Source organism: Chitinophagaceae bacterium, from assembly GCA_016710165.1.
Taxonomy (GTDB): domain Bacteria; phylum Bacteroidota; class Bacteroidia; order Chitinophagales; family Chitinophagaceae; genus Ferruginibacter.
On the sequence record JADJLJ010000001.1, the window covers coordinates 962,239 to 979,613 of the forward strand.

The 17,375-nt window shown below is 46.7% G+C and carries 10 protein-coding genes and 1 pseudogene; 8 read left to right on the plus strand and 3 right to left on the minus strand.

Annotated elements, in window-relative coordinates; genetic code table 11:
• The first annotated feature begins 160 nt into the window (after nucleotides 1–160).
• From IPJ02_04295 to IPJ02_04320, 6 genes are all read left to right on the plus strand, one after another.
• Nucleotides 161–3,331: a DUF2723 domain-containing protein gene (locus IPJ02_04295; GenBank protein MBK7374796.1), complete on the plus strand. Its 3,171-nt coding sequence runs from the start codon at nucleotides 161–163 to the stop codon at nucleotides 3,329–3,331.
• Between the two features lie 121 nt (nucleotides 3,332–3,452).
• Nucleotides 3,453–4,550, plus strand: coding sequence for a hypothetical protein (locus tag IPJ02_04300; protein MBK7374797.1), 1,098 nt, complete (start codon nucleotides 3,453–3,455; stop codon nucleotides 4,548–4,550).
• Between the two features lie 153 nt (nucleotides 4,551–4,703).
• Complete coding sequence (locus IPJ02_04305) at nucleotides 4,704–5,093, plus strand: GxxExxY protein (GenBank protein MBK7374798.1); 390 nt, start codon at nucleotides 4,704–4,706, stop codon at nucleotides 5,091–5,093.
• 74 nt (nucleotides 5,094–5,167) lie between these two features.
• Nucleotides 5,168–6,691, plus strand: a complete 1,524-nt coding sequence (locus IPJ02_04310; GenBank protein ID MBK7374799.1) for a magnesium chelatase — start codon at nucleotides 5,168–5,170, stop codon at nucleotides 6,689–6,691.
• A 161-nt stretch (nucleotides 6,692–6,852) separates the two neighbouring features.
• Nucleotides 6,853–9,516, plus strand: coding sequence for a tail fiber domain-containing protein (locus IPJ02_04315; protein MBK7374800.1), 2,664 nt, complete (start codon nucleotides 6,853–6,855; stop codon nucleotides 9,514–9,516).
• A 220-nt stretch (nucleotides 9,517–9,736) separates the two neighbouring features.
• The gene (locus IPJ02_04320) at nucleotides 9,737–11,809 is read left to right on the plus strand and encodes a tail fiber domain-containing protein (GenBank protein MBK7374801.1); all 2,073 of its coding nucleotides are present in this window, start codon (nucleotides 9,737–9,739) and stop codon (nucleotides 11,807–11,809) included.
• A 354-nt stretch (nucleotides 11,810–12,163) separates the two neighbouring features.
• Here the strand turns inward: IPJ02_04320 and murB are convergent, their stop codons facing one another.
• The 3 genes and pseudogenes from murB to IPJ02_04335 form a co-directional block, all read right to left on the minus strand.
• Nucleotides 12,164–13,192, minus strand: a complete 1,029-nt coding sequence (murB, locus tag IPJ02_04325; protein MBK7374802.1) for a UDP-N-acetylmuramate dehydrogenase — start codon at nucleotides 13,190–13,192, stop codon at nucleotides 12,164–12,166.
• Nucleotides 13,193–13,219: 27 nt separating this feature from the next.
• Nucleotides 13,220–15,696, minus strand: a pseudogene (gene priA / locus IPJ02_04330) (primosomal protein N').
• Between the two features lie 30 nt (nucleotides 15,697–15,726).
• Nucleotides 15,727–16,509: a 1-acyl-sn-glycerol-3-phosphate acyltransferase gene (locus tag IPJ02_04335; protein MBK7374803.1), complete on the minus strand. Its 783-nt coding sequence runs from the start codon at nucleotides 16,507–16,509 to the stop codon at nucleotides 15,727–15,729.
• 175 nt (nucleotides 16,510–16,684) lie between these two features.
• Here IPJ02_04335 and rplU point away from each other — a divergent pair, with 175 nt between their 5' ends.
• Both rplU and rpmA read left to right on the plus strand, forming a co-directional pair.
• Nucleotides 16,685–16,990: a 50S ribosomal protein L21 gene (gene rplU / locus IPJ02_04340; protein ID MBK7374804.1), complete on the plus strand. Its 306-nt coding sequence runs from the start codon at nucleotides 16,685–16,687 to the stop codon at nucleotides 16,988–16,990.
• Nucleotides 16,991–17,081: 91 nt separating this feature from the next.
• Nucleotides 17,082–17,348 (plus strand): 50S ribosomal protein L27, encoded by a 267-nt coding sequence (gene rpmA, locus IPJ02_04345; GenBank protein MBK7374805.1) that lies wholly within the window; start codon nucleotides 17,082–17,084, stop codon nucleotides 17,346–17,348.
• Nucleotides 17,349–17,375: the final 27 nt, after the last annotated feature.

A 17,375-nucleotide genomic window follows, 5' to 3' on the forward strand; every position in this document is an offset into this window, starting at 1 on the left:
GGCTGGACCAGTTCTATGTACCGCCTCCTCTCCCGTAGGAGAGGAGGAAGGGTGGTGAGGTCGCAAAAAACTGATAAAAAACCATAAACGGCAAACCATATACAGCAAACTAACTTTATATTTGCCTCCCGATAGGTATCGGATATAACCAAAATATACTATGAGCTTTAAACGCATCAACAACATTACCGGGTGGATCATTTGCATCATTGCCTGTTCCGTTTATATCATGACCATGGAAGCTACCGGCAGTTTATGGGATTGCGGGGAGTTTGCTTCCAGCGCTTATAAACTGCAGATACCCCACCCGCCGGGCGCCCCCCTGTTTGTACTGATCGGCCGTTTGTTCATGGCCCCGTTCGGGCCCGATACCGCCGCCACCGGCATCAACCTGATGAGTGCCCTGGCAAGCGGATTCACCATATTATTCCTTTTCTGGACCATCACCCATTTTGCCCGCAAACTGGTCACAAAAGGCGGTGCTGAATTAACCACAGAAAAGATCTACGGGATCATGGCCGCCGGCATCGTAGGCTCATTGGCCTATACTTTTTCCGATTCATTCTGGTACAGCGCCGTGGAAGGTGAAGTATATGCCCTGTCCTCTTTTTTTACCGCCCTCGTTTTCTGGGCCATGGTTAAATGGGAGCAGAATGTAGATGAAGAAATGAAAGAAGGCATCAAAGGCCATTTCACCAAGGCCGACCGCTGGATCATACTCATCTTCTACCTGATGGGATTGTCGATCGGCGTTCACCTGCTGAACCTGCTTACCATTCCTGCCATCGTTGTGATCTATTTTTATAAGCGCTACGAAAAAATAACCAAATGGAGGACCTTCTGGGCCTTTGTCATCGGTTGCATCATCACCGGCCTTGTACAAAAAGCAGTTGTTGTTTGGACCATCAAAGGCGCAGGTAACTTCGACATCTTCTTTGTGAACAGCCTGGGCATGCCCTTCTTCTCCGGCTTTGCTTTCTTCTTTATTTTCATTGCCGCATTGGTTTATGCAGGCCTGAAGATCGCCGCAAAGCAGAACTGGAATTTTTTAAAGCTGGGTCTCTGGAGTTTTGTTTTCATGCTGCTGGGGTACTCCACTTATTTCACCACCCTGGTACGTTCCAATGCCGACCCTTCCGTGGATATGTTCAATGTAGACAATCCCGTGAACCTGGTTGGTTATCTAAGCCGTGAACAATATGGCGACTGGCCTATCCTGTACGGACAGGATTTTACCGCCCAGCCCATCGATAATAAAGTGACCGAGACCTATGTGAAGAGCAACGGTAAGTATGAAAAGAACGGAAGAAAAGTGGAATACGTTTACGCACCCGAAGATATGCACCTGTTCCCCCGTATGTGGGACCAGAGCAACGACCAGGGCCATGCCGATTATTATGCCGGATGGATGGGCATCGGAAAAGACCAGCAGGGTAACTGGGAAAGGGCCCCAACCGTGGGTGAGAACCTGAAATTTGCCACGGCTTACCAGGTGGGATGGATGTACATGCGCTACTTCATGTGGAATTTTGCCGGCAAGCAGAATGACATACAGGGAGTGAACATGGCCAATGTGCGTGACGGCAACTGGAAAAGCGGCATCGGTTTCCTGGATAACCTGAGATTAGGCAACCAGGATATGTTGCCCGATACGCTGAAGCACAACAAAGCAAATAACAAACTATATTTCCTGCCGCTTATTTTAGGCATCCTCGGACTTATTTACCAGGTGATGAGGGACAAACGGGATTCGCTGGTTACAGGATTGCTGTTCTTATTTACCGGTCTTGCTATTGTTTTTTACCTGAACCAGGCCGGCAACCAGCCACGTGAACGTGACTATGCCTACGTAGGTTCCTTCTATGCATTTGCCATATGGATCGGGCTGGGAGTTTTATATGTGAAAGAACTTTTCTCAAAGTTCATTAAGAATAGTATGATGACCAATGTGGTTGCCGGTGGTTTGTGCTTGCTGGCAGTGCCTGTGTTAATGGCCAGCCAGGAATGGGACGACCATGACCGCAGTAAAAAAACGCTCGCAAGGGACCTGGCCATCGATTACCTGGAGAGTTGTGCGCCCAATGCCATCCTCATCTCTTTCGGCGACAACGATACTTACCCGCTCTGGTATGCACAGGAAGTGCAGGGTATCCGCCAGGATGTGCGGGTGATCAACTCCAGTTTGTTGGGCACCGACTGGTACATCAACCAGCTTCGTTATAAAGTAAATAAAAGCGACCCCATAGATCCCATCTGGACGGCCGCACAGATAGAAGGAGCCAACAGGGCTATCGTGAATTCGGTTGAATCACTGTATGGCAACAACACGGCGTTCATTAATAAATACAGGGCACGTGCCGGCATCACCACCGATCCTTCTGCACCCATGGACCTCTACTCGGTAATGAAAGATTTTGCCGGTAGCGACAACCCCAGTAAAATGGAACAGGGAAGGGACGGCAGCATGCTGAATATCTTCCCGACCAAGAATGTATTCATCCCGGTTGATGTTAACCTCGTGCGCCAGAACGGGACCGTTAATCCGGACGACAGCGTGGTTTCGCAGGTTCAGTTCCAGATAACCAAGAATGTGATATTCAAGAATGATGCAGCCATACTCAATATCATTGCTGCCAATCAATGGAAACGACCCATCTACTTCACATCACAGGATGGTGGCGGGCTCGGCTTCCAGAATTACATCCGCCAGGATGGATTAAGTTACCGCCTGGTGCCTGTGGCAAACAGCGAGGTGAATGACTCCTGGGTATATGATAAGATGATGACAAAATTTGCGGCAGGCAATGCCGACAAACCCGGTGTATATTTTGATGAGGAGAACCGTCGTCACCTGAACACCATCCGCATGGCCTATGCATCGGCAGCCATTGACCTGGCCATTAAAAATAAAAAAGAAGAAGCCAGGAAAATGCTGAACAAAGTGGATAAAATGATGCTGGAGGAGAACTTCCCGTATGGACTGGCTTCCCGTAACCAGCAGCACAACTATGTTTCGCACCTCCTGCTGCAGGCTGCCTATGAGGCGGGTGATACCGTACTGGCAAGTAAAATAACCAGGAGTTTGAAGAAAGACCTGGACCAGCAGATCAAATATTATGCATCTCTCAATGATGACCAGCTGGGCGTATTTGAATACGGTGACCAGACCGGCAGAAGAGGCGGCGATAAGGTTTCTGCAGAACAGCTACTGGTGCGTATCATGCAGTTTGAAGACCAGTATAAACTGAGATCGGCCATGCCGGCGGAAGCACCCGGGCAGATAACCACACAACCGGTGGTGCCGGCAAAACCGGATTCACCGAAAAAGTGATAAACAACTAAGCATCGATAAAATCCCCTGGTCATCCGGGGGATTTTTATTTAACATACCAAACAAACTGCTGCAAAGATTTGTTTCGTAATTTAGTGACCCACGTTATAAAACAGGAACATTGTTAGGATATAACTTCAGTAAATACGACCCCAATGAAAATGGCAGGTCTCCCTTTGAGAAACTGCTGGACCTTTTTCTGCAACTCCTTACCTATACCAACGGCGATTTCAATGAAGCCATGCAATGGCTGAACGAACTGGACAAAGAATATAAACTCACCAATAACGATTACGGCATCGGCGATTTTATTGAAGACCTGAAAGACAAGGGATATATTGATGAAAAAAAAGAGACGGGCGAGATCAGGATCACTTCAAAGACCGAACGGGGCATCCGCCGTAAAAGCCTGGAGGAGATCTTCGGCAAGCTGAAGAAAACCAAAACGGGCAACCACCATACATTCAAACCCGGCGGCGGCGATGAGATAAACCCGGAGACAAGACCCTTCCGGTTTGGCGACACGATGGAACAGATCGACTTCACCAGTTCCATCCGCAATGCACAGATCAATCACGGCATCGACAGCTTCCGCATGCAGGAAGATGACCTGGAGATCCGGGAAACGGATTTCAAATCACAGACGTCCAACGTGCTGATGATCGACATTTCCCACTCGATGATATTATATGGTGAAGACAGGATAACACCGGCAAAGAAAGTGGCCATGGCATTGAGTGAGCTCATCCAGACCAAATACCCGAAAGACACACTGGATATCGTGGTGTTTGGTAATGATGCCTGGCCCATCGAAGTAAAGGACCTTCCCTACCTGCAGGTGGGGCCTTATCATACCAATACGGTTGCCGGGTTGGAACTGGCGATGGATATTTTAAGAAGACGGCGTAACCCCAACAAACAGGTATTCATGATCACCGATGGGAAGCCGACATGCTTAAAGGTAGGCAAGCGTTATTATAAGAACAGTTGGGGTGCTGACCGGAAAATACTGAACCGATGCATGAGTTTAGCCACCCAATGTAAAAAACTAAAGATCCCCATCACCACGTTCATGATCGCATCCGACCCCTGGCTGCAGCGCTTTGTGCAGGAGTTCACCGAAACGAACAACGGCAAGGCGTTCTTTGCATCGCTGGATAAACTGGGAGCATTTATTTTTAAGGATTTTGAGAGCGGGAAAAGGAAGACGGTGTACTAAATGCAACGAAATTTCTAAAAGGACTGTCATGCTGAGCCTGCCTGCCGGTAGGCAGGGAACGAAGCATCTCAGTATAACTCAAAACAGGTTGAGACTCAAAACAGGAATTATTTTTGCCGGGAAGACGGCAAGACGGAATAAAATATTTGAACAGTGTATATTTTAACTGATGTGGAAGAATTTCTTTGCAAAGAGATAGTTGATTGTGCATATAAAGTACATAGCCAATTAGGGCCAGGACTACTGGAGAAAATTTATGAAGCCTGCTTTTGTCATGAATTAAAGAAGAAAGAAATTCCTTATAAGCGCCAGGTCAAATTGCCCATAAAATATGATGGGCTTGAATTTGATGAAGGATTAAAAATGGATGTGCTGGTTGATGATCTTATTATTTGTGAATTTAAAGCCGTTGAGATCATAAATCCTCTTTGGCAGGCGCAAATAATCAGTCATCTGACCTTAACAAAATTACATGTAGGTTTCATTTTAAATTTTAATGTCCCTGTAATAAAAAACGGGATCAGAAGATATTGTGTTGAATAATAGCAAAACGTCTTACCGGCTTACCTGCAAAAAATATTCTTAACAAAACAAAACGTCTTACCGACTTACCGGCTATGAATAAAAAAATCAAAACACTCGGCGAATTAAAAAAGAGCGGCTATATTTCCAAAAGCATCAAGCAGGAGATCCGGGACAACCTCATCAAAAAGATACAGGCAAAGGAAGATCCTTTCCCCGGCATATTGGGTTATGAAGATTCGGTGGTGCCGGATACAGAAAGGGCTTTGTTATCGCAGCATAATATCCTGTTCCTCGGCTTGCGTGGACAGGCAAAGACGAGGATGGCCCGGCAGATGACCGAACTGCTGGATGAATACATTCCCGTTGTTGAAGGAAGTGAGATCAACGACGATCCGCTGCACCCGGTTTCCAGGTATGCGGTTGACCTTATTGAAGAGAAAGGAGATGCCACTCCCATTACGTGGCTGCACCGAAGCGAACGCTACGGAGAAAAATTAGCTACACCCGATGTAAGTGTTGCGGATCTCATCGGCGATATTGATCCCATCAAAGCTGCCAACCTCAAATTAAGTTTTGCCGATGAACGGGTATTGCATTACGGCATCATTCCCCGGAGCAACCGGTGCATCTTTGTCATCAACGAACTGCCCGACCTCCAGGCAAGGATACAGGTATCGCTGTTCAATATCCTGGAAGAAGGCGACCTGCAGATCCGTGGATTCAAATTAAGACTGCCGCTGGATGTATTGTTTGTATTCACGGCCAACCCCGAGGATTATACCAACCGGGGAAGCATTGTAACGCCGCTGAAAGACAGGATCGAAAGCCAGATACTTACCCACTATCCAAGATCACTGGAAACCGCATTGGCGATCACCGGACAGGAAGCAGCCATCAACGATGCCCAGAAACAAAAAGTAAATGTGAGCGACCTGGTAAAACGCCTGATCGAACAGGTTGCTTTTGAAGCAAGGGGCAGTGAACTGGTGGATAAGAAAAGCGGGGTGAGTGCCCGGCTCAGCATCAGCGCTTATGAGAATGCCATCAGTGCCGCAGAAAGAAGGGCCCTCATCAACAATGAAAAAGAAACGCAGGTATGGATCAGTGATCTCATCGGTATCATCCCTTCCATCACGGGAAAAATAGAACTGGTGTATGAAGGCGAACAGGAAGGCCCTTACCAGGTTGCCTTCAACCTGCTGGAACGCTCCATCCGCACTCAATTCGGCCTTTACTTTCCCAACCCCGATACGCTGAAAAAGAAAAGAGGCAAAGAAGCGGTACCGGATGATAATCCATACCGGTCCATCACCCGCTGGTTTGATGCCGGCAATACATTGAATACTTTCTTTGAAACAACCGATGAAGACAAAGTACAGTTATTGTATAAAGTAGATGGCCTGCATGCCCTGGTGAAAAAATATTTCAAAGGGGCGAATGACAAGGAGAATGCCCTGCTGATGGAGTTTGTGCTGCATGGCCTGGCCGCTCATTCACTGATCAGTAAAAAAGTACTGGAAGGGAAGATCGAGTTCAAAGACCTGATGGGAAGTATGCTCAACATCGGTACACAGCATTTCAGCGAAGATGATCTCAACGAGGACGATTTTAATTAGTCGATAGACTTTGCCAAAGTTTTGAACTTTGGCAAAGTTCTTACCCAGTTATTCTTCACCATGACCCGACACCCCTTTTTCCGGTAGTAGCGGAATAAAAATTTCCGATATCTTTAGTACAATAAACTACACAAGATTCACCCGCAATTAAACTGCCCAATATGAACATTTCTATCCTGAAAAAGATAACTACGGTCTTTTTCCCGGTTTGCTTTACGCTGATACACCAGAATACCGGCGCCCAAAGCCTGTCTGTAAATACAACAGGAGCCACTGCTCATGCTTCAGCTATCCTGGATGTAAGCAGTACCAACAAAGGCCTGCTCATACCCAGGGTAAGTTTAAGCAGCATCAACGATGTGGCAACCATCTCCGGCCCGGCCACCAGTTTGCTGGTGTATAACAGCAATGCCGCAATAACCGGTGGCAGCGGTTTGGGTTATTATTATTTCGACGGCACCAAATGGGTGAAGGTAACGGATGCAAACACACCGCTTGTTACCTGGGGCACAGCAGGCAACAGCGGCACCACACCCGGCGCCCATTTCATCGGCACAACGGATAATGTAGGATTCATGTTCAAGGTAAACGGATTTCAGTCGGGCTATATGGATGCAGTGAATTTAAATACCAGTTTTGGAGAAAGAACATTGATCGTGAATACCACGGGAACCAATAACGCAGCATTCGGGTACCGTTCCCTGTTCAGCAATACCACCGGTTTTGATAATGCCGCAATGGGCTACCGTTCATTGCATAACAACAGCACCGGGTATTACAACATAGCCCTTGGCTCCGAGACGCTGATGGCAAACACCACCGGGCGTGAGAACGTGGCCATAGGTATCAAAGCGCTCACGGCAAATACTACCGGAAACAGCAACACCGCTACGGGTTCTTTCTCATTGTTTTCCAATACTACCGGTTTCGGTAATACAGGCTTTGGCAATGCAACGCTATCCACGAACACAACCGGAAGCGATAATACAGCTGTTGGTTCCGTTGCACTCACTGCCAACACAACCGGCCAATGGAACACAGCCGTTGGTTCCAATGCACTCAGCGGCAACTCGACCGGTAATGAGAACACGGCTGTGGGGCTCTCAGCACTTGGCAGCAACACAACAGGCGGATACAATACGGCCAATGGAGTGCAGGCACTCTTCATCAATTCAACAGGAAGTTTCAACGTGGCCATGGGCTGGAATGCCATGCACGATAATACCACCGGCAGTGCCAATACAGCCGTTGGCCCTTCTGCACTTTATTCCAATACCACCGGCGGAACCAATGCTGCTTTCGGCGCATCCAGTCTGCGCAACAACACTACGGGCAACAGCAATACCGCTGTGGGGGCCACTGCCCTGTATCAGAACACAACAGGAAATTTCAATACCGCCCTTGGATTAAACGCCCTTTATACCAATACAACGGGGTCAGACAATACTGCATTGGGAACATTATCACTTTACCTCAACACTACCGGCAATTCCAATACTGCAGTCGGCAATTTTTCACTCCGGAGCAACACAACAGGTTATTCCAATACCGCCGCAGGCCGCAGTGCTCTTTTTTCAAATACGACCGGCTACCAGAATACGGCCGTTGGTGACAGTGCCCTTTACCTGAACACATCCGGAATGGGAAATGCCGGCATGGGTTACAAGGCACTTTACTCAAATACAACCGGTAGCTACAACACCGCAAATGGATACTGGTCTTTATATACCAATTCATCCGGTGGTGGAAATACTGCCAACGGGTATTATGCACTGTACTCAAATACAACCGGAAATAATAACGTGGCCAATGGTTTCAATGCACTTTATGCCAACATAACCGGAAGTAATAATACCGCAACAGGTACAGGTGCGCTTTTAAGTAATACTACCGGGTTTGGGAATACAGCCACCGGCAACTTAGCCCTGGCACTTAGTACCTCAGGAAATTTTAATACGGCCGTCGGAGAACATGCAATGCAGGGAGCCAACACGGGAGATAATAATGTTGCCGTCGGGGCTGCTGCATTATATTTCAATGCATCGGGGTTTTCAAATACTGCCACGGGGTTTGGACCGCTGTACAATAATACCAGCGGAAACAACAATACGGCAGCAGGGTATCATGCACTACTAGCCAATACATCCGGTTTTCAGAGTGTTTCGGTCGGTTCCAATTCACTCCTGCTGAATACGACCGGTGCTTATCATACAGCCGTGGGGTATAACACAGGGCCAAATGCATCCAATTTATTCAACACTACGTCCATCGGTATTGATGCCAGCTGCACGGGAACAGATATGGTACGCATCGGCAATGTCTTTGTGGGTTCCATAGGCGGTTACCAAAACTGGACGAATATCTCGGATGGCAGGTTCAAGGAAAACGTGCAGGAAAATGTACCCGGCCTGCGGTTCATCACTCAATTAAGACCAGTTACCTACCAGCTGAACCGTGATAAGATAAATGACATGAATGGCGTGAATGAACGGAGAAAACAAATTGCGGAGAACATGGAAGGCAAAGGCGAAGTGCCGGTTTTTCTTACCGGTGATAAGTATTCGGAAGTGACCACTGGTTTCATTGCACAGGAAGTAGAGGCTGCTGCAAGAAAAGCAGGCTTTGCTTTCAGCGGCGTGGACAAACCAAAAAATGAAAAAGATTTTTATGGACTGCGTTATGCCGAGTTTGTTGTACCCCTTGTAAAGGGCATGCAGGAACAGCAGGTCATCATTGAAGAGCAGAAAAAGAACCTGGATACCCAGAAACAACGGATCGATGAACTGGAAAAAAGAATAAAAGAACTGGGGGACAGGATCAGATAACACCGGCATCCTTATTTCAACAAAGAAGACCTCCATCTACATGATAAACATTGCCAAAGTTTAAAACTTTGGCAATGTATTATACAGCGCAGCATCGTGTTCCATAGGAGCTTTCCCGCTTTGCCGGTAACAGGAAAAACGGGGCCTGGCTACAATACTGATATAAATCATATTAAAAAAACAGTATTTTAAGGTACTTTATAAACATAATTTACCTGAAATGAAAAAGATATTCTTCCCTAAACTGCTCAGTTTAAAAATAACAGGATGCATTTTATTTTCCATGTCGCTTTATTTTGATATGGCTGCACAAAGCCTTGCCATTAATACTACGGGTGCAACAGCGCATCCTTCTGCCCTGCTGGATGTAAGCAGTTTAAATAAAGGCATGCTGATCCCAAGGATCGGTCTGACCGATGTTACCGATGTAACAACCATCCCGGCCCCGGCAACGAGCCTGATGGTATATAATACGAATGCAGCCATCACCGGCGGAAGCGGAACGGGCTTTTACTTTTATACCGGCAGCAGCTGGGTAAAGATGACCGATGGCAGCACGCCGCTTACCGGGTGGAGTACCACCGGAAACGGAGGAACCATTGCGGGTACAAATTTCGTAGGAACAACTGATCCCGCAGACCTGGTCTTTAAAACAAACGGGGCGGAAAACATGCGGATACTGAATGCCACCGGACGTGTTGCTATTAATACCCCAACCGCTACCCGGCTTTTCCAGGTGAATGGCGACAGCCGCTTTCAGAACAATACCTATCTCGACAATAATTTTTTCCACTATGCTTCAAACTTCGGTAATACAATATTTTACAAGATAGCCGGAATGAATAATGTGAACGAGTTGACCTTTGGCGATAATTCTTTCCCGAATATCCTTACCCGCTTTTACCTCGGGGGAACTGCCAGTACCAATGGATTGAACTTCCAGTCCCCGGCTTTCCCAAACCTCCAATACATAGATGGGCTCAACGGAAGGGTGGGAATTAACCAGAGCCCGGTATTTCTAACCCGTCGTTTCCAGGTGAATGGCGACAGCCGCTTTCAGAACAATACCTATCTCGACAATAATTTTTTCCACTATGCTTCAAACTTCGGTAATACCATATTTTACAAGATAGCCGGAATGAATAATGTGAACGAGTTGACCTTTGGCGATAATTCTTTCCCGAATATCCTTACCCGCTTTTACCTCGGGGGAACTGCCAGTACCAATGGATTGAACTTCCAGTCCCCGGCTTTCCCAAACCTCCAATACATAGATGGGCTCAACGGAAGGGTGGGAATTAACCAGAGCCCGGTATTTCTAACCCGTCGTTTCCAGGTGAATGGCGATAGCCGCTTTCAGAACAATACCTATCTCGACAATAATTTTTTCCACTACGCTTCAAACTTCGGTAATACCATATTTTACAAGATAGCCGGAATGAATAATGTGAACGAGCTGACCTTTGGCGATAATTCTTTCCCGAATATCCTTACCCGCTTTTACCTCGGGGGAACTGCCAGTACAAATGGATTGAACTTCCAGTCCCCGGCTTTCCCAAACCTCCAATACATAGATGGGCTCAACGGAAGGGTGGGAATTAACCAGAGCCCGGTATTTCTAACCCGTCGTTTCCAGGTGAATGGCGATAGCCGCTTTCAGAACAATACCTATCTCGACAATAATTTTTTCCACTACGCTTCAAACTTCGGTAATACCATATTTTACAAGATAGCCGGAATGAATAATGTGAACGAGCTGACCTTTGGCGATAATTCTTTCCCGAATATCCTTACCCGCTTTTACCTCGGGGGAACTGCCAGTACCAATGGATTGAACTTCCAGTCTCCGGCTTTCCCAAACCTCCTGTACATGGATGGGCTCAACGGACGAGTAGGAATCGGCACCGGAACCCCTGCCCACCGGTTAGAACTTTCTACAGACGATGCAGCCAAGCCCGGCACCGGAACCTGGACCGTTGTTTCCGACATAAGAATGAAGCAGAATATCCGTCCATACACCGAAGGGCTTTCCAAATTATTACAGGTGGAACCTGTTGAATACAATTACAACACAATATCCGGCTATGACACCAAGCCATCTTATGTGGGCGTAGTGGCCCAGGACCTGCAGAAAATTGCACCATACATGGTGGGACAATTCAAGAAGAACGGGCAGGAATACCTTGATATCAATACATCGGCCATGACGTACATGATGATCAATGCGATCAAGGAACAACAAAAAATGATCGGGGAATTAAAAAATGAAATAGAAGCGCTGAAAAAGAAATAACATAAATGCAATCAAATCATTTCCCTGGTTAACCGATAAACCAACTTAAATAGAATTCGGATCCAGGGAATTCAAAAAATATAAAATAACCAATGAAGCAATGGCTGCCAGGATCATTACAGACAGCAGCAAACCAATTTTTTTTCTCATTGTGGTTCTTTTGATATAGTCGATAATACAAAGGATGACAAATGCTTTAATACATATAGCCAGTAGCAGGATATACCAGAAAAAAAATGAAGGTATCAAGGCTATAAAAAGACAAACAAAAAAGACCGGGATCAGCTTTTGAATATTTATTGATGTATTCATACGCGTAACATTGATTAAAATTTAACATCTTTTTTAGTCAACTCAAACAATATTCACCTCCCTCTCCAGCACCACCCCAAACTTCTCTTTCACACTCAGCAATATCTCTTCACTCAAATTATAAATCTCATTGCCGCCCGCATTGCCGTAATTCACCAGCACCAATGCCTGCTTTTCGTGGCAACCTGCATCGCCTTTGCGGTAGCCCTTCCACCCGCATTGCTCAATCAGCCATCCAGCAGCCAGCTTTACATTTCCATTTGGTAAATCATATCCAACTATACCGGGGAATTGCGAACGGAGAACTGCAAACTGCGAACTGCTGATCTCCGGGTTCTTATAAAAACTTCCCGCATTACCAATATCCGCCGGATCGGGCAATTTCGAAGAACGGATATTGATCACCGCCTGCGAAATGGCCTGTATGCTCAATTGTTTCACACCCATCCTTTCCAGTTCCTGTTCGATGGCGCCGTAGGAAGTATTGAACTGCGGGATACGGTTTAGCCGGTAAGTAACATGGGTGATGACAAATTCATTTTTATATCTCCGTTTGAACACACTATCCCGGTAACCGAATTCACAATCATTCAATGAAAAGTGTATGATCTTCTTATCCGGGATATGAAAGGCCTCCAGCGAAAAGAACACATCTTTTATCTCCGCCCCATAGGCCCCGATGTTCTGCATGGGTGAAGCGCCCACATTGCCGGGGATCAATGAAAGGTTCTCCACCCCCGCCCAGCCGTTTTGAATGCAATGCAGCACAAAATGATGCCAGTTAACGCCTGCCCCCGCCTGTACATATACATGGTGGGTGTCTTCCTTGATCTCCTTTATCCCCAGTATCTCATTTTTTAAGACCAGGCCATCCACATTTTTGGTGAAGAGGATATTGCTGCCGCCGCCTAAGATCAGCGTTGATCGTTGTCCGTTGGTCGTTGTTCGTGTGTTGAATTCAAGCAGTTCATGTAATTCGTCAACAGAATTAAAACGGGCAAATTGTTTTGCTGAAACATCGATCCCGAATGTATTAAACGACCTGAGTGATATATTCTCCTGCACATTCATTCTTAATTCTTAATTTTTACTTTTTAATCAATTCGTATCCACATCCGCCACCACCGTCACACTCTTGAAATTCTTCTCTGCATTCACCAGGTTTATATAATTCCGGATGGCCGCTTTATACCGTAAACTCATGCCCGGCTCTTTTGGCAGCTTGATCAGTATCTCCATCAGGTATTGGTTGCGGATCCGGTTCACTACGGGTGCAGCTGGTCCTGCTACAAAATCCTTCAGGTCCTGCTTCAGCAAAGTTGCCAGTTTTTCCGCAGCAGCCCCTACAATATCTTTATCCCTGTGTTTCAAAGTAAGTAAAATGATGCGGCTGAACGGCGGGTAAAAGAATTCCTTCCGCTTTTCGATCTCGTACGCATAGAACTGTTTGTAATCATGTTGCTGAACCAGCTGCAGCAACGGGTGCTTGGGGTTGCTGGTCTGTATGAATACCTTGCCCTGCTCCTTCTTTCTGCCGGCCCGACCACTCACCTGCTCCATCAGCTGAAAAGCCCGTTCATTCACCCGGAAATCGGCAAAGGCCAGCAAACCATCTGCATCCAGTATGCCTACCAGGCTTACTTTGTCAAAATCAAGCCCCTTCACCACCATTTGCGTGCCCACCAGGATATCCAGCCGGTGCTGCTCGAATAATTGTATCAGGTTATCATGCGCCGTTTTTCCCCGCACACTGTCCACATCCATCCGGGCTATTTTGTATTTGCTGAAATCCGCTTCCAGCTGTTCCTCGATCTTTTCGGTCCCGAAATTTTTCTCCAGCCAGTTATTGCTGCCGCATGCCGGGCAGGTAATTAATTTGGGATAGGTACTGCCGCAATAATGGCAATGCAGTTTATTGCTGAACTTATGCAGCGTAAGAGAAACATCGCAATGGGTGCACTGCGGAATAAAACCACACACGCCACAGACCAGTAAGGATTATAACCTCTCCGGTTTTGAAACAGGATCACCTGCCGGTCGGCATCCAGCGCCTGCTGCATGGCTTCTTTCAACTGGGGACTGATCATCACTTTGCCCTTCTGGGCTACCTGCCGGGTATTGATGATGTCTATCTCCGGCAATTTGATGCCGCCGAAACGTTCATTCAGTTCCACCAATGCATATTTATCATGCAGGGCATTGTAATAACTTTCCACCGAGGGCGTGGCGCTGCCGAGCAGCACTTTCGCTTTGAACAGCGATGCATAGTAAATGGCAGCATCCCTAGCATTGTACCGGGGAGCCGGATCCTGCTGCTTGAAGGAAGCATCATGCTCTTCGTCCACTATGATCAGCCCGAGGTCTTTAAAGGGCAGGAAAAGGGCGCTCCGTGCACCCAGCACGATCCGCACTTCGCCGGTACGTATCTTATTCCATAATTCAATGCGTTCGTTGTTGTTGAAACGGGAGTGATAGATGGTGATGTTGCCGCCAAAATGTTTCTGCAGCCGGCGGATGATCTGGGTGGTCAACGCGATCTCCGGCAACAGGTATAAGACCTGTTTGCCTTCCGAAAAATATTTTTCGATCAGTTTAATGTACACCTGGGTCTTACCGCTGCTGGTAACGCCATGCAGCAGGCAAACATTCTTTGTTTCAAATGCTTTTGCCACCGCATCGGAACTTTCCTGCTGGGCTGCACTAAACTCAAAATCTATTTCCACGTTCTTTGGCATGGACCTTACCCGGTCAACGGCACGTTTTTCTATGACCAGCACATCCTTATCCACCAGGCCCTTCAACTGGGCCACTGATGCGCCTGATTTTTTTAACAGCTCAGCCTGGGTAACATCGCCTCCTGTTTTCTGAAGATGGAGATAAGCCAGCAATAGTTCCATTTGTTTAGGCGCCCGGCTCCAATTATTAAGCAGGTCGCTTAACTTATCTTCATTGCTGTATTCCGGGTTCAGCAGCACATAGCTTTCCTTTTTTATTTTGTATTGCTCATCCATCGCTTCCCACACATGGCATACCTTTTTATCGATCAGTTTTTTGATGATGGGATACACATGGGTGATGTCCAGTACCTGCTGTACCTCTGTAAGCCGGAGTTCCTTTTTCAGCAGCAATGCTTCCGCTACCAGGAATTCTTCGTCATTCAGGTTAGAGAAATCCTCCCCGGCCTCTTCATTGTAAATTAAAATGGTTTCGCTGCTCAGTTTAAAATGCGTGGGCAATGCCGCCGCCATCACTTCGCCTTCGGTGCACATGTAATATTCGCTCAGCCATTGCCAGAGTTGTAATTGCTGCGGGTACAGGATGGGGGCATCGTCCAGTACATTCAATATCTCCTTGGTAGGGTAATCGGGTTTTTTATCCGATACGGACCCGATTATACCGGCATATTTCTTCTGTTTGCCAAAGACCACTTCGGCCCGGCAACCGGGTTGGGCCCTTTCTTTTAAACGGGACGGAACAGTATACGTGTATGTGGTGGGAACCGCCAGTGGAAGAATGATCGTTGCCCATAGACCGGATGATTCAACTGCAAATGCTATTTCATTTTCCTTGTTCATCTTAGCTCATCTAAAGTTAACCTGAATTTCTCAGTTAATATTTCCTGCCTTGGCATTTATCCAGCTTGCCTTGTACCTTTTTAATCCGTCTTCCATCGCCTGGTACACTTTTCCTTTTAAGGTAGCAACATCATCCAGGGTCAGTCCCTCCACGCTGATCTCTTCCAGGTAAACAGCCCTTGACCTGCCCGGGTTAAGAGAGAAAATGCTGCTGTGGTGCATGCGGTCATACGCATCCAGGATCAAAATGGGTTTGATGGGTGTCTGTGTTTCGATGGCGATCCTGAATGCCCCGTCATAAAATTCCTTCAAAGGATCGGTACTCATATTGAACGTGCCTTCCGGGCTGATGACGACCGAGATGCCCTTTTTGAGCACCGATATGAGTTGTTTTACACTTTTTGCCCTGTTTTCGGGGTTATCCCGCTCCACCATCACCACGGCATTCTTATATATAAAGCCAAAGAGGGGGATCTTTGCCATCTCTGCTTTTCCCAATACCCGGAAATGTTGCCCCCGGATGGCCTTGAACAGGATGGGGATGTCCAGGAAAGAGCTGTGGTTGAATACAAATACATATTGCCGGTTCCTGTCATGGGGCGTTTCAAAGATGTTGCGGTGAAAGATGCCCAGCATAAAGATCACAAAATCAGACCAGCATTGGCAAAGCCAGTAGATAAAATTGCCCCCCTTTATCTTCCCAAAGAACGATGCTGCCACCACCAGCGGAAAGACCAGCAGCAGGAAGGCCGTGAAGGGCAAAAAGGCATAAATGGTAAAAAGGACCCGCAAGGCCCGGCTTATGGATGGCATAATCAGGGGCGAATATAACAGATTCCTCCCTGGCCCCGGGTGGCCGACCCCTGGTTTTGGGGCCAAATACCGGGATTTGGGTATTTTTGCCCGTAACCTGTTGATATTTTTTGGAAAACGCTGCTAGATTTTAGCAGTAAACCCTTACCTTTGCCGTCCTAAATTTGGGATATTTATGTTAGCAGTAGTTAAAATAGCAGGTCAGCAGTTCAAGGTGAAGGCTGGCGATAGCTTATATGTTCCTCACATCGAGGGCAAAGCCGGTGATTCAGTAGAATTTGCCGATGTATTGATGACCGACAACAACGGAAAAGTTGTTCTGGGCAGCGACGTGAAAGCGGTGGTTAAAGCCGAGATCATCAGCGACCTGGTTAAGGGCGACAAAGTGATCGCTTTTAAGATGAAAAGAAGGAAGGGTTTCCGTAAAAAACACGGTCACCGTACCCAGTATACACAGATCAAAGTAACAGGAATTGCTTAATAAAAAAGTTAACAGTTAATAGTTAACGGTTGCTGCACTTCAGAAGTGATCAACTACAAACTACAAACTACAAACTACAAACTCATAAAACATGGCACATAAAAAAGGTGAAGGCTCGGTAAAAAATGGTCGTGATTCACAAAGCAAAAGATTGGGTGTAAAAATTTATGGTGGTCAGCCTGCGATCGCCGGGAATATCATTCTCCGCCAGCGTGGTACCACCTACCATCCTGGCAAAAATGTTGGTATCGGAAAAGACTTTACCATCTTTGCATTGACAGACGGACTGGTTGAATTCAAAAAAACCAAAGGAGATAAGACCCTTGTATCGGTTGCCGCAGTGGAAGCTACGGCTTAAAATTTTTTAATATTTTTTTGGTAGTTT